Below are 13187 nucleotides of genomic sequence, written 5' to 3' on the forward strand. Positions count from 1 at the left end.
TACAACAACAAGCCTGTTTCAGCAGGCACGTCACACAGGGCTTCAACTTCATGGCAAAGGAACACTTCGCAGAGACACCCGATCTTGGCGTGACCGATCCCTCCAAAACGGACGAAGCCCGACAGGACAGGCGCCTGGAGGGCAAGCTCGACTGGGTCGTGTTCGGTTTCACCAGCCTGCTGGCCATCGCGTTCGTGCTGTGGGGTTTCCTCAACCAAGTCAATTTGGCTAGCAGCGCGTCCAGTGCGCAGTCGTGGGTCATTCTCAACTTCGGCTGGTTCTTCGTGCTGACCTCGACTGTGTTCGTCGTGTTCGTACTGTGGTTGGCTGCCAGTCGTTATGGTCGTGTGCCGCTGGGCAGGGACGGGGAACTGCCCGAATTTCGAACGGTGTCGTGGGTGGCGATGATGTTCAGCGCCGGCATGGGCATCGGCCTGATGTTCTTCGGCGTGGCCGAGCCGTTATCGCACTACGTTTCCCCGCCGCCGGGCTCGACCACTGGTCAGTCGAGCGAAGCGATGCAGGTGGCCATGGCCACCACCCTGTTTCACTGGACGCTGCACCCTTGGGCAATGTATGCCATCGTCGGGCTCGCCATCGCCTATGGCACTTTTCGGCGCGGCCGCTCCCAACTGATATCCGCAGCCTTCAGGCCCTTGATCGGCAAGCACGCCAATGGCCCGCTCGGCCGGCTGATCGACATGATGGCAATCTTTGCCACGCTGTTCGGCTCGGCCGCATCGCTGGGGCTTGGGGCGCTGCAAATTGCAGGTGGCCTTGAATACAACGGCTGGATCGAGCACCCCGGCAAGCTGTTCTACATCGCACTGATCACCGTGCTGACCATCGCCTTCGTCACCTCAGCCGTGTCGGGCATCGGCAAGGGTATCCAGTGGCTGTCCAATACCAACATGGTGCTTGCACTTGTGCTCGCCGTGTTCGTGTTTCTGGTCGGGCCTACCCTGCTGATGCTCAACCTGCTGCCGACATCGATCGGTATCTACATCAAGATGCTGCCGGAAATGATGGCGCGCACCAATGCCAGCGGCGGCGAACCGATGAACGCCTGGCTGGCCGGCTGGACGGTGTTCTACTGGGCATGGTGGATCTCCTGGACGCCTTTCGTCGGCATGTTCATCGCCCGTATCAGCCGTGGCCGCACCATTCGCCAATTCGTCACCGGGGTACTGCTGGTGCCAAGCCTGGTCAGCCTGGTGTGGTTCACCATCTTCGGCGGAGCGGCCATCGACGCCTTGCGCGAAGGCGCCTTCGTGCTGGCTAACGGTGCCGTCAACAGCAACCATGCGCTGTACCAATTGCTCGCCAGTTACCCTTTGGCCTCCGCCACTTCGGTGCTGGTGATGATCCTGGTCGGTATCTTCTTCGTTTCCGGTGCCGACGCAGCATCACTGGTCATGGGGACGCTGTCCGAACATGGCACCACCTCCCCTTCACGACGCACGGTGATTTTCTGGGGAGCGCTCACCGGCACGGTCGCAGCCATCATGCTGGCCATCGGTGATCCCAGCGCGCCGGACAAAGCCCTGACCGGGCTGCAAAACCTGACCATCGTGGTGGCCCTGCCCTTCGTACTGGTCATGGTGCTGCTGTGTCTGGCGCTTTATCGCGACCTGCGCAAGGACCCCATGATGCTGCGCCACCTTCGCGGTACCGAGCTGATCGAAAAAGCTGTGTTGTATGGCGCCGTCAAGCATGGCGAAGAGTTCTACATCGTCGTTCAGGAAAAGAAAGCCTCGGTGAAAGCTGTTGCAACCAAAGAGCTGACCGAATCATGAGGTCGCCAGATCGGGCGCTCTGATGCCTACCCGCGAAACTGGTAAAAGTGCCAGTTTCGCAGCCCCAGCGACCGACGCAATATCGTCAACGCCTTCCAGCCGAATGAGCGCAGCGCTCATGAATGACCTTCAGCAAGGTAGAGTCGCCTGGTTCGATGCCGACCAGGGTTGGGCTGCAGCCAGGGAACGAACGGCATCAGTTTTCCATTCCAGGGGCGACGCCTGCTAGACCCAGGCCGGCCCCATTGCCGCGCTCAGGTTTACCAATCGAACCGGTGTACAGAAAGAATGCCTGGTTGACCCTGCCCCGCACCTCATCCATTTGCGCAACATGTTGAAGACTTTTCGCGACGCCAACGGTGAACCAGCTTACAAAAAAACGGTCTTTGGCTGACGGTTCACTACCCGACCGGTTCGCGGCCCATTCATCGGCCTACATTTGTCCAGCTTCAGCGAAGACCCCAAAATGCCCGACTCCCGCCTAACTGCCTTTGCCCTCCCTGCCCTGCGCGGCGGTCTGCTTGCCAGCGCCCTGGCGCTCGTCACGCCCGCGCACGCCGAGACGCCAGCCAGCGATGCCCGCTGGGTCAGTGACAGCCTCAGCACCTACGTACGCAGTGGTCCGACAGACGGCCACCGTATCGTCGGTACGCTGAAGTCCGGGCAGCCGCTGACGCTGATCGGTACCCAGGGCAACTATAGCCAGGTCCGTGGACAAAACGGTGATGTGGTGTGGATCCTCTCCAGTGATCTGCAGTCAGTGCCTGGCCAGAATGAGCGCTTGCCTGAGCTCGATGCCAAGGTGGCCGAATTGACAGGGCAATTGAAGACCATCGATGACAGCTGGAAGAACCGGGTGCAGGGCATGCAGGAAACCCTGGATTCGCGCAAGCAACTGGTCGACGAACTCCAGGCGCGCAACAAGGACTTGAACGAGCAACTGGACCAGAGCCAGTCGAACCTTCGCGATGCCCAGGCGCGCCTGGGTGACGAGAACAAGCAGGTGATGATGCGCTACATGGTGTATGGCGGCAGCATCGCAGGGGCGGGCTTGTTGGTCGGTCTCATTCTACCGGCCTTGACCCGTGGGCGGAAAAAGAGCGATCGCTGGTTCTAAGGCTTGTATTGACGATTCGGGCTGAACGCCTGGGGCTGCGGCGCAGCCCATCGCGGCCCCGCCTGCTCAGCCCATGGCGCAGATACTTGCGCCCTGCCCGTTTTCGGCATTGCTCAACCCGTCATCCCCAGCATTGACCGCTGCTGCGCCTGCCCACGCTACTGACTCAGCCGCTCCAATGCCTGAAGCACATAGTGAGTAGCCTTATCCTGCCTGGCGTCCCGGCAGGCGATCCCCAACTGCCGCCACAACCCAGGCCTCAAGGGTCGACAGACCAGGCGTGGGTCTGCCTCCGTTACCTCACCCTCCTGCGGCAGCAACGTGGCACCGTACCCGGCACTCACCAGGCGCTTGATCGCGTCGTTGTAGTTCAGTTCGATGCGTGGCTGTGGGTGCAGCCCGGCCGCTGCGAACCATTCGGAGCAGACCCGCGACAACTGCGTGCTGCTGTCATTGAGGATCAAAGGGCGCTCGGCCAACCACTGAGGCGTGACAGCTGCCGGCGGCTGCCAGTCAGCCGGCATGTAAGCCAGGATGGGGTCTCGGCGCCAAGTAGTGACCGCCAGGCCCTTGCCCGCTACTTGTGGCAAGGCCACCAGGCCGATGTCCAGCAGCCCTTCACGCAGCTGCACCAGGGACGCCTGGGAAGTGAGGACCTGCACCTGCACATCGATGCCCGGGTGATCAATGCGCAGGTGCTCAAGCGCCTCGGGCAGCAGGTGCGCGATGGCCCCTGTCGATGCGCCAAGCCGCACACGCCCTGTCAGGCCTTGCACTTGATTGCGCACCTCATCCAGGGCCAGTTCGGCATCGGCAAGCAGGCGCCTGGCGCGCACCAGAAGGGTTTCGCCAATGGCTGTCGGCCGAACCTGGCCGCGTGTGCGGGTCAGCAGCGAAGCGCCCACCCGCGACTCCAGCTCGGCCACGTGCAGGCTGATGGTGGGGGGTGCCAGATTGAGCTGACGGGCTGCCGCCGCAAAAGACCCTAGCTGACTGATCACCACCAGCGTACGCAGGCGGTCAAGGCTTATTTCACGCACAGTGCCACGGTTTCCTTGAGCTAAACGTCGAAAGGTTCAGAATAGCTGAACGTCCCGGTCATGAAATGTAAATTTTCTTTACGTCTGGCTTGAGCGACGCTGGTGTCCGACCTACTGGCTTGGACACGTGAACATGCATCTACCTCTTGTCTTCATCGATGGCGATCAAGGCACCACCGGGCTGCAAATCCATGCCCGCCTGCACGATCGCAAGGACCTGCGCCTGCTGACACTTGCCGACGCCCAGCGCAAGGACCTCAAGTGCCGCAGCGAGGCCATCAACCGTGCCGACATCGCCATCCTCTGTTTGCCCGATGACGCTGCACGCGAAGCGGTGAGCGTGATCGACAATCCCGGGGTGCGGGTGATCGATGCCAGCTCAGCCCACCGTACCGCGCCAGGTTGGACCTACGGTTTCGCCGAACTGAATCGTGACCAGGCTGCGCATATCGGCCAAAGTACCCGGGTCAGCAACCCTGGCTGCTACCCGACGGGCGCGATCGCACTGCTCGGCCCCTTGATCGCGGCAGGCTTGGTACCTGCCGACTACCCGCTGGCCATCCATGCCATCTCGGGCTATTCCGGCGGCGGGCGCGCAGCGGTGCAGCAGCATGAGCAGCAGGACAATAGCGACGCCTCGGCCGTGCTCATGTACGGGCTGGACCTGGCGCACAAGCATGTGCCCGAGATCCAGGTCCACGCCGGCCTATCGGCCCGTCCCATGTTCATGCCCGCCTATGGCGCCTATCGCCAGGGCATCGTCCTCAGCATCGCCCTGCACCTGCGCATGCTGCCCGGCCGGGTCAGCGCGCAGCAGTTGCAGGCGTGTCTGGAGCAGCACTACCAGGGCGCCCGCCACGTGAAGGTGATGCCGCTGCAAACCCAGGGCACAGCCGAGCGGCTCGACCCCCAGGCGCTCAACGGGACCGATGATCTGCGCCTGGCCCTGTACGCCAACCCCTCGCACGGCCAGGTGCTGTTGACCGCCGTCTTCGACAACCTGGGCAAAGGGGCTGCCGGGGCTGCCGTGCAGAACCTGGACTTGATGCTCTACGCCCTGCGCGCCGACGGCGATAACGGCAAAAACGGGTAGACTGTACAGCCCGCGCACTCATGCTGCGGGCTGTATTCCATTCGCCGGAGCCTGTTTGCCGATGTACATCCTGAGCCGCCTGTCCAGCGTGCCACCCGAGTCGTTCCAGAACCAGATCCGGGAACTGGTCATCCACGAGGTGGGTGAGCTGAGTAGTGTCGCCATCACGCCTGACAACCCGTTGTACCCGTTGTACCAATACGGTGTAGGCATGGAGGTACACCAGTACCTGCAAGCACTCGATGGCACCCGCGGGCTGCGCGTTGCCCTGACGCTGGCGCTCGATGCCGATGCCCCGGATCAGTTACTGGGCTTCGCTCTGGCATTGCCCGCCGACAACGACGACCAGGCCTGCGCCCTGGCTTTTCTCGCTGTAGCGCCCACGTACCGCCGCAAGGGGGTCGCGCGCGCCTTGCTGGCCGACCTGCAGGCTCAGTACAGGTACATCGAGTTGAATGCCTTTGCCCATCAGGTGCCGTGGTTCGAAGTCATGGGCATGCAAGCCGTCTCGGCCAACGGCCCACAGGTACTGATGAGCAGTACCGGTCAGGGCGGTGATGCGCTGATCGGGCGCCTGGACATCGCGCCCATCTACCAGACGACCGAAGTCATGCAAATCCACACCTATCTGCTGAACCAGCACGGCGAGGACGCCATGATCGAGGCCGAACAGCGTCGGGACGAGCGTCTGGATGAGCTAGCCCTTCAGGCCCAAGCCTGCGTGCAACAGCGCCTGACGGTACATTGATCCCTGCTCCTGCGCCTGTGACACGGCGCAGGTTGCCCACACTCAGGCATGCACCCAACGGCGATGCAGACCACGGGCCAGCGCATCCAGGGCAAAGCCCAACACCCCGATCAGCAGCACCATGGCCATCAGCTCTGAATAGGCCAGACGGTCGCGTGTATCGAGAATGAAGTATCCCAGGCCTGCGCTCACCCCGAGCATCTCGCAGGGCACCAGCACGATCCACAGAATGCCGATGGCCAGCCGTACGCCTGTGAGCACGTGCCCGATCACACCAGGGACGATCACCTTGCACAAGGTTTCCCAGCGGGTGGCGCTCAGGCTTCGGCTCAGCTGCAGCCAGCGCGGGTCCAGTTGCCTTACACCGGCAGCGGTATTGAGCAGGATCGGCCACAGCGCGGCGAACGCCAGCAGGAAGTAGATAGGCTGGTCGCCCACCCCCATCAGCATCACCACGACCGGCATCCACGACAGCGGCGAGATCATGCGCAGAAACTGAAAAGCAGGTGTAGTCGCCGCCTCCAGGTGCCGGTAGCTGCCCACCAACAGCCCAAGGGGCACGCCTATCAGCAGTGCCAGCACTAACCCGATCAGGATTCGTTTGAGGCTGACCCAGATGTGACCGTACACCTCGCCTTGCCCAAGCAGCTCGATCAGGCTGGTAAAGGTGGCTGAGGGCGAGAAGCGTGCAGACAGACCATCGGGCTGGCCGAAGGCTGCCACCCCCGCCCACCAGACCAGCAGCAACCCCAGCAATCCGGCCAGCCCCAGGCTGGCATGTACCACGTGCTTGCGCATCAGACCGCGAACTCCTCGCTGCGCTCGAAGCTGTCGCCAATACCGAAGACCGAAGGGCCACCGACGCTGGCGATGGCGTTGCGCACAAAACGGTCGTCGACCAGGTCACCGGCCACGTGGGCCGGGTCCAGGTCGGCGAGGAACGCGTTGTTGCCTTCGATCAGGGTGCGCTTGAGCCGCGTAACGAGCTCTTGGGTGTAGCTGGGGTACGGGTACGGCTGGAAATCGATGCGTTTCTCATCCCACTGCTGGTGCTGTATGGCGCCAGTGGCAATGTAGTCGGCACGGTCGCTGGCAGCGGGTGCCAACACCTTGGTCAACACCGCGGGATCGTGCGGGGTGTACTTGTTAGGGCCTGACTTGGACAGCAAGGCAGCCGCCTCTGCCCGGTGTTCGCGGGTCCATTGCTGGGCCTTGACGATGGCGTTGACCACCTTCTGCGACCAGTCCGGCCGGTTGTTCAGGTCGTGCTCGTGCATGAACACCACGCAGCAGGCATGGTTGCGCCAGACGTCTGCGGTGAAGCGCTGCACGCGACCGACCTTGAGGTTTTCGGCCAAGGCGTTGAACGGCTCGGCGACGATGTAGCCGGCGATGCGCTTGCTGGCCAGCGCTGGGGGCATGTCAGAGGGAGGCAGCACCAGCAGGTTGACTTCGTTGGCGGCGAGCGCTGCTGTGGCAGGCTTGGACACGGCGGTCAGGCCGCTGTCGGCGAGCATCTGTTGCAGCACCACGTTATGGATCGAGTACCAGAACGGAATGGCCACGGTCTTGCCACCGAGCTGTTTCATGTCGGTGATGTCCGGCGCTACCGTCAGCCCCGAACCGCCCACGTGGTTCCAGGCCACCACTTTGGCCGGCACCTTGCTTGCGTAACGCGCCCAAACCGTCATCGGTGACAACAGGTGAATGACGTTGACCTGCCCAGAAATGAACGCTTCGATCACCTGTGCCCAGCTGCGCAGCAACACGGGCCGTTCGGCCTTGATGCCTTCGGCTTCGAACAGGCCATTGTTATGCGCCACCAGCAACGGGGTGGCATCGGTGATAGGTAGATAACCGATGCGCACAGGCGCATCGGGTTCTGCGGCGGCGCGCGCCTGCAGGCTGGACAGCAGCGGCAAGGCGCCAGCTGCGGTCAGCAGTGCGCTCATCTTGAGAAAATCGCGACGCGAAGAAGCGCCGCAGCAGTCATCCATGCACATGGACAGCCTCCGAGGGCAACGGGGTGGGTTGAGGTTCGTTTGAGCGGCTTGCCCGCCGAAGGGTTTTGAGAATCTCGATGCGCAAGGCGCCCAATGCCTCGACCTGCTGCGTCCGCGGTTGCAGCAGGTCGACGCGCCATTGCCCGAGCGTGTGCGCTGGGTGGTCGCCCAGTAGCAATACGCGGTCGGACAACAGCAGGGCTTCGTCGATGTCGTGCGTGATCAGGACCGCCGCGGTGTTGTGCGTGGCGATCAATTGCAGCAGCAGTTGCTGCATGTCGGCGCGGGTCACCTCGTCCAGCGCACCGAATGGCTCGTCGAGCAGCAGCACTTCAGGTTGGCGCGCCAGGCAACGGGCCAATGCCGTGCGCTGGGCCATGCCGCCGGAGAGCTGGGCCGGGTACTGGTTGCGCGCATGCTCCAGGCCCACGGCGGCAATGGCATGGTCGACGCGTGCCCGACGCTCGTCTGCGGCAAGCGCTGGCTGGCGAGCGAAGTCCAGGCCGAAGGCAACGTTCTTTTCCAGGCTCAGCCAAGGCAGCAGGCTTGGATCCTGAAAGGCCACTGCCAGGCGCGGATGCGGACCCTGCAGTGGCTGGCCGTGCAACATCACATGCCCACCCTGGGGTTGCTGAAGGCCGGCCAGCACGCGCAGCAGGCTGGACTTGCCGACCCCGCTGGGGCCCAGGATGCTCACCACCTCGCCTGGGGCCAGTTGCAGATCGAACTGCGCCAGTACCTGCTGCCAGCCCTCGGCACGGGGGTAACCCAGGCTGATGCCCTGGGCTTGTAGCACCACGCGGGTCATGCCGATGCTGCCTGGCGGTGAAGTTCAGCGCGCAGTTGCACCAGGCTGGGGGTGACGATGGGCACGAAGGCCGACTCACGCCAGCGCCGAGCGAAGCCTTCGCCGTACTCGCACAGGTAAGCTTTGCCGCCGCTTGCCTGAAGCTCAAGCTGCACGGCATCGGCAGCGCACTCGGCCAGGGTGATGCGCAATTTGAACAGCGCTGCCGGTTGCTCCTTGAAGCGCTCATCGAGCAGCCCCTGTTTGAGCTCGCTCACGGTGTTCTCCAGGCGAGCACCGAGTACCTGCCTGGCTTCATCCAGGAACGAAGCGCGCCCGTGCAGGTGACCCTGGACTTCCTCCAGCGCCCTGCGCGCCAGGCCGATGGCCATGCCGCACTGCAGCCCCAGGAAAGCCGGCCGCACCCGGGGTAGGAATTCACGTGCGTTATCGTGCAGCAACCAGTCACGCGGCAGCTGCACCTGGTGAAAGGCCAGCGCAGCGGTGTTACTCGACTGCAAGCCCATCAGTTGCAGGTCATCTGAGCGCTCAAGACCTTGAGCATCGGACGGAATGGCCAGCACGAAGGGGGCGCCACCGCCTTCATCTTCGATAGCCGCGGCGACAACGAAGCCGCTCTTGCGCAGGTTGGTCACCCAGTGCAACCGCCCTTCCAGGTCCCAGCCATCCTCCAGAGGCCTACCGCGCACCTGCAGTGTCTCGATACCCGAAAGAAACTTCATGGCGTTGGACAAACCCGTAGCGCCGGCCAGTTCACCGCTCAGCAGTGCAGGCAATAGCCGTTGGCGCAGCCCGGCATTGGGGCTCTGTAGCAGGTACTCGATGAAGGCCCGCTGCCCCCAGCAAACGAAGGCCGTCGCCAGTGAACGGCTGGCAATGGCTGCGATGGCCTCCACGGCATCGGTGATCTGACCACCTGAACCACCCAGGGCAGGGTCAATGCCAACGCGCAGCAGCTGCGACTGGGCGATCTGCGACAGCACCCGTTGCGGCTCGCACTGGCCTCGGTCGATGGCTTCGGCATTGGCATCCAGCCACTGTCCAAATGCGCACTCTTGCATGTGTTCTTGCTCCTTTTGAAACGCCGCGGCCGCCTGGCGACCCGTCCACGGCCAATGGCCGCTCCTGCACCGACCGCCGTGCGGCGGGTTGCCTGCGCCTTATGCAGACGGCTGTTGCCAGCGGTACTTACCCAACTCCTCGTTGAGCGGCGTCTGGGCGAACACATTAGCAAAGTTGCACAGGGTTGCGAGGCTGACGCCCAGAATCACTTCCAGCGCATTGCCCTCGGTGAAGCCGGCGTCACGAAAAGCCTGGTAGGTTGCCGGGCTCACGTCGCCGCGGGTAGCGATGACTTCGCGGGCAAACGCCGCCAGGGTTTCATAACGCGCGTCGGGAAGCTCACCGCGCGCGCGCAGGGCGTCGACCACTTCATGGGGCAGCTTGGCTTTATTCAGGGCCACTGCGGTATGGCCCGCCACGCAGAAGTCGCAACCGTGCTGGGTGGCGGCGATCAACTGCACCACTTCGCGCTCGGCCAAGGTCAGCTCCGACTTACCGTTCAACGCCGAAACGGTGACATAGGTCTCCAGCGCTGCTGGCGCATTGGCCAAGACACGCAGCAGGTTGGGGATGAAGCCCGAGTTCTTCTGGGCGTTTTCAAGGAACGGCTTGGCCGCCTCTGGTGCGGTCTGCAGGTCGTGTAGGGTAATGCGCGAGGACATGGGGTAATCTCCTTTGCCGTGTATCAGTACAGTCTGTTGGTTATAAGAAGTACGCTCCATATTCATCAGTCGTTTTTACTTGCTCCTGAGTGTTTGCCTTAGATGATTTCGTCCAGCCATCTCGTCGAGCGGTTATTAGAAAGCCTCGAGCTAGACGCCAGCCTGTTTCATGTCGGCCGTTACTGCGGGGGTTGGCACGCCAGCACTCACGGCATGGGTCACGCCAGTTTTCACCTGGTCGTGCAAGGCGGCTGCTGGCTGCACGCCGATACCCTCGAACAGCCAGTGCGCCTTGAGCGCGGCGACGCCGTGTTCCTGCTGCGTGACGTAAGTTATCGGCTTGCCAGCGAAGCCGATGCAGCGCAGGCCTGCGCCCAACCACGCCAAACCATGCAGCCCCTGGATACCCAAGCCAGCGATGGGGTGGGCCTGGTCTGTGGATTCTTCCATTTCAGCAGCGGCCTCTCGGCACTGATCATCGACGCAATGGCCGACCTGATCATCCTGCGCGCCGAGGATCCCGCTGGCAGCGCTGCCCGGGCGTTGTTCGATCTGATCCTGGAAGAATGCCGGCGCGCCAACGGGCCGTCTCAAGTCTTGCTGGAGCGGCTGACGCACCTGCTGTTCCTTTATGCCTTGCGCCAACAGGTGCATGGCGCTCAGCCGCTGGGAGGGCTGATCGCCCTTGCCCGCCAGCCGGCGTTTGCCGACTTGCTCGAACAGTTGATCAAGGCCCCTGGGGCCATCTGGACGCTGGAGCGCATGGCGGCGTGCACGGGCTTGTCGCGCTCGGCGTTCTTCAAGCGTTTCAGCGAGCTGGCCGGGCAGTCACCTGGCCAAGTGCTTTTGGCACTGCGCATGCGCCATGCCAGCCAGCTGCTGCGCGCTGGCCATACGGTCGAGCAGGTTGGCGTCCAGGCGGGGTATCAATCTGTGGCGGCGTTCACGCGTGCCTTCGCCAAGACAGTGGGTGTTCAGCCGGGGGCGTATCGGCGTCAGCAAGGGCGAAGGTGAAGCCGCTTCCAGCGCCTGCGTGCAGGGCATTGGCGCTAGCATCTCGTTACATTGCATGACTGTCCTACAATAATGGCTTTATGTCATCATCCGCGCGTTCAGTTCATCGCACTCCCCCTCCCGCCCCATAGCCTCTCCAGAGCCTGGCGCCGTCCCGAACGGTTTGCGCCAACGCGCCTCGCCCCTGCACGCCTTTCCTAGGAGCCTTCAATGCATTTCAGGAACATGAAGATCGGCATTCGCGCAGCCTGCGTGTTTGCCTTGTTGGGCATGCTGATCCTGACTATGGGGCTGGTCGCCCTGTATGAAACACAGCAGATGGATGAGTCCACGGATGAGATTCGCCTGACCTGGATGCCCACCGTCATGTCGCTCAGTGCAATCAACAGCAACCTGGGCCGTACGCGCGCCCTCACCCTGCGCGGTGCATTGGAAGAAGACGCCAGCGAGCGCACCCGCTACCTGAATACGATCCAGAACATCGAACGCGAATTGGATGAAGGCTTCGAGGCCTACGTGGCAACCATCGTGTCCAGTGAAGACCGCGCGCTTTTCGAAACGGCCCGCAGCGCCTACCAGCACTACCACGAGCTTCAGGAGACGGTCTTGGCCGAGCTTGCGGCCGGGCGCATGGACACTGCTCGCCAGCTGATCAACGGCCCGCTGACAGCGCGTGCCGAAACGATGATGCAAGCCATGTCCACGCTCATCGCCTTCAACGCCAAAGGCGCAGAAGCTGCCTCCCAGCTGAGCAGTGACGTGGCCGATGAGGCATTCGTGGCCATTATCACGGCATTGGTGGTGATTCTGCTGGCACTGGTGATGATCGCCTACCTGCTCACACGCAGCATCATCGTGCCGCTGGCCGAAGCCGTCACCGCCGCAGAGCGTGTGGCCGCCAGTGACCTGACCCAACCGATCAAAGCCGAGGGCCGCGATGAGCCCGCCTTGCTGCTGCAAGCCTTGGCCCGCATGCAAGCCAACCTGCGCCAGACCATTGCCCGCATCGCGGCCTCCTCGGACCAACTGGCGTCGGCGTCCGAAGAGCTGCACACCGTGACGGAAGACACCAGCCGCGGCCTGCACCAGCAAAGCGCAGAAATCGACCAGGCGGCCACGGCTGTCAACCAGATGACCGTCGCCGTGGAAGAGGTCGCCAGCAATGCCGTGAGCACGGCCGACGCGTCCAAAGGCGCAGACCGCACGACCCGCGACGGCCGCGACCAGGTCAACCAGGCATTGCAATCTATCGAGCAGTTGGTCGCCGACGTCACCGGCACGTCGGCGCAGGTGCAGCAGCTGGCCAGCAGCGCCAATGAAATCACCCGGGTGCTGGACGTGATTGGCGCTATCGCCGGGCAGACCAACCTATTGGCACTCAACGCCGCCATTGAGGCGGCGCGAGCAGGTGAAGCAGGCCGAGGGTTTGCTGTAGTGGCCGACGAGGTGCGCGCCCTCGCCCACCGTACTCAACAATCGACTGCGGAAATCGAACACATGATCGCGGGCATCCAGAACGGCACCGAACGCGCCGTGACGGCGATGTCCAGCAGTCAGGGTCGAGCGGCCGGTACGTTGGAGGTAGCGCAAGGTGCAGGGCGGGCGCTTGAGGTCATCGCCCAAGCCATCGCCTCGATCAACCAGCGTAACCTGGTGATCGCAAGCGCCTCGGAGGAGCAGGCTCAGGTAGCCAGAGAAGTGGATCGCAACCTGGTCAACATCCGTGATCTGTCCATGCAGACTTCGGCCGGGGCCAACCAGACCAGCGCAGCAGCGCAGGATCTGTCACGCCTGGCGGTAGACCTCAATGCCATGGTTGCGCAATTCAAGGTGTAATCCTCAGA

12 protein-coding genes are annotated in these 13187 nt (G+C 63.0%); 6 read left to right on the top strand and 6 right to left on the bottom strand.

Annotation, left to right across the window (positions count from 1 at the left end):
- The first annotated feature begins 50 nt into the window (after positions 1-50).
- Both MOP87_RS11210 and MOP87_RS11215 read left to right on the top strand, forming a co-directional pair.
- Positions 51-1796 (top strand): BCCT family transporter, encoded by a 1746-nt coding sequence (locus MOP87_RS11210; RefSeq protein ID WP_110607207.1) that lies wholly within the window; start codon positions 51-53, stop codon positions 1794-1796.
- 466 nt (positions 1797-2262) lie between these two features.
- Complete coding sequence (locus MOP87_RS11215; protein WP_027914840.1) at positions 2263-2913, top strand: TIGR04211 family SH3 domain-containing protein; 651 nt, start codon at positions 2263-2265, stop codon at positions 2911-2913.
- A 158-nt stretch (positions 2914-3071) separates the two neighbouring features.
- Here MOP87_RS11215 and MOP87_RS11220 read toward each other — a convergent pair whose 3' ends face one another.
- Positions 3072-3953 (bottom strand): LysR family transcriptional regulator, encoded by an 882-nt coding sequence (locus tag MOP87_RS11220; RefSeq protein ID WP_242809495.1) that lies wholly within the window; start codon positions 3951-3953, stop codon positions 3072-3074.
- 133 nt (positions 3954-4086) lie between these two features.
- Here MOP87_RS11220 and argC point away from each other — a divergent pair, with 133 nt between their 5' ends.
- Together argC and MOP87_RS11230 are read left to right on the top strand one after the other, a co-directional pair.
- Positions 4087-5046 carry an N-acetyl-gamma-glutamyl-phosphate reductase gene (gene argC, locus MOP87_RS11225; protein WP_206405495.1) on the top strand — a complete coding sequence of 320 codons (960 nt, stop codon included), beginning with the start codon at positions 4087-4089 and terminating at the stop codon, positions 5044-5046.
- A 61-nt stretch (positions 5047-5107) separates the two neighbouring features.
- Positions 5108-5794: a GNAT family N-acetyltransferase gene (locus MOP87_RS11230; RefSeq protein ID WP_027914837.1), complete on the top strand. Its 687-nt coding sequence runs from the start codon at positions 5108-5110 to the stop codon at positions 5792-5794.
- Between the two features lie 42 nt (positions 5795-5836).
- On the opposite strand, the gene MOP87_RS11235 is transcribed toward MOP87_RS11230, so the two are convergent.
- The 5 genes from MOP87_RS11235 to MOP87_RS11255 all read right to left on the bottom strand — a co-directional run bounded on the left by MOP87_RS11235 (position 5837) and on the right by MOP87_RS11255 (position 10329).
- Positions 5837-6592 (bottom strand): ABC transporter permease, encoded by a 756-nt coding sequence (locus MOP87_RS11235; protein ID WP_027914836.1) that lies wholly within the window; start codon positions 6590-6592, stop codon positions 5837-5839.
- A complete protein-coding gene (locus MOP87_RS11240) occupies positions 6592-7797 on the bottom strand; it encodes an ABC transporter substrate-binding protein (protein WP_027914835.1) in 1206 nt (401 codons plus the stop codon). The genes MOP87_RS11235 and MOP87_RS11240 overlap by 1 nt, the downstream gene beginning before the upstream one ends.
- Positions 7784-8605 carry an ABC transporter ATP-binding protein gene (locus MOP87_RS11245; protein WP_088523438.1) on the bottom strand — a complete coding sequence of 274 codons (822 nt, stop codon included), beginning with the start codon at positions 8603-8605 and terminating at the stop codon, positions 7784-7786. Before MOP87_RS11245 ends, MOP87_RS11240 begins: the two co-directional genes overlap by 14 nt.
- Positions 8602-9666 (bottom strand): acyl-CoA dehydrogenase family protein, encoded by a 1065-nt coding sequence (locus tag MOP87_RS11250; protein WP_027914833.1) that lies wholly within the window; start codon positions 9664-9666, stop codon positions 8602-8604. Before MOP87_RS11250 ends, MOP87_RS11245 begins: the two co-directional genes overlap by 4 nt.
- Positions 9667-9765: 99 nt before the next feature.
- Positions 9766-10329: a carboxymuconolactone decarboxylase family protein gene (locus tag MOP87_RS11255; RefSeq protein ID WP_088523439.1), complete on the bottom strand. Its 564-nt coding sequence runs from the start codon at positions 10327-10329 to the stop codon at positions 9766-9768.
- A gap of 102 nt (positions 10330-10431) precedes the next feature.
- Between MOP87_RS11255 and MOP87_RS11260 the strand changes: the two genes are divergently transcribed.
- On the top strand, positions 10432-11343 hold the full coding sequence (locus tag MOP87_RS11260) for an AraC family transcriptional regulator (RefSeq protein ID WP_242809496.1): 912 nt from the start codon (positions 10432-10434) through the stop codon (positions 11341-11343).
- Positions 11344-11553: 210 nt separating this feature from the next.
- The gene (locus tag MOP87_RS11265) at positions 11554-13179 is read left to right on the top strand and encodes a methyl-accepting chemotaxis protein (protein ID WP_242809498.1); all 1626 of its coding nucleotides are present in this window, start codon (positions 11554-11556) and stop codon (positions 13177-13179) included.
- Positions 13180-13187: the final 8 nt, after the last annotated feature.

Source organism: Pseudomonas sp. I3-I5 (assembly GCF_022699445.1).
GTDB classification, from domain to species: Bacteria; Pseudomonadota; Gammaproteobacteria; order Pseudomonadales; family Pseudomonadaceae; genus Aquipseudomonas; species Aquipseudomonas fulva.

Coding starts and splice junctions, on each gene's coding strand:
- MOP87_RS11245 (WP_088523438.1), bottom strand. CDS start 8,605: ATGACCCGCGTGGTGCTACAAGCCCAGGGCATCAGCCTGGGTTACCCC.
- argC (WP_206405495.1), top strand. CDS start 4,087: ATGCATCTACCTCTTGTCTTCATCGATGGCGATCAAGGCACCACCGGG.
- MOP87_RS11260 (WP_242809496.1), top strand. CDS start 10,432: ATGATTTCGTCCAGCCATCTCGTCGAGCGGTTATTAGAAAGCCTCGAG.
- MOP87_RS11210 (WP_110607207.1), top strand. CDS start 51: ATGGCAAAGGAACACTTCGCAGAGACACCCGATCTTGGCGTGACCGAT.
- MOP87_RS11250 (WP_027914833.1), bottom strand. CDS start 9,666: ATGCAAGAGTGCGCATTTGGACAGTGGCTGGATGCCAATGCCGAAGCC.
- MOP87_RS11235 (WP_027914836.1), bottom strand. CDS start 6,592: ATGCGCAAGCACGTGGTACATGCCAGCCTGGGGCTGGCCGGATTGCTG.
- MOP87_RS11230 (WP_027914837.1), top strand. CDS start 5,108: ATGTACATCCTGAGCCGCCTGTCCAGCGTGCCACCCGAGTCGTTCCAG.
- MOP87_RS11215 (WP_027914840.1), top strand. CDS start 2,263: ATGCCCGACTCCCGCCTAACTGCCTTTGCCCTCCCTGCCCTGCGCGGC.
- MOP87_RS11240 (WP_027914835.1), bottom strand. CDS start 7,797: ATGTGCATGGATGACTGCTGCGGCGCTTCTTCGCGTCGCGATTTTCTC.
- MOP87_RS11265 (WP_242809498.1), top strand. CDS start 11,554: ATGCATTTCAGGAACATGAAGATCGGCATTCGCGCAGCCTGCGTGTTT.
- MOP87_RS11255 (WP_088523439.1), bottom strand. CDS start 10,329: ATGTCCTCGCGCATTACCCTACACGACCTGCAGACCGCACCAGAGGCG.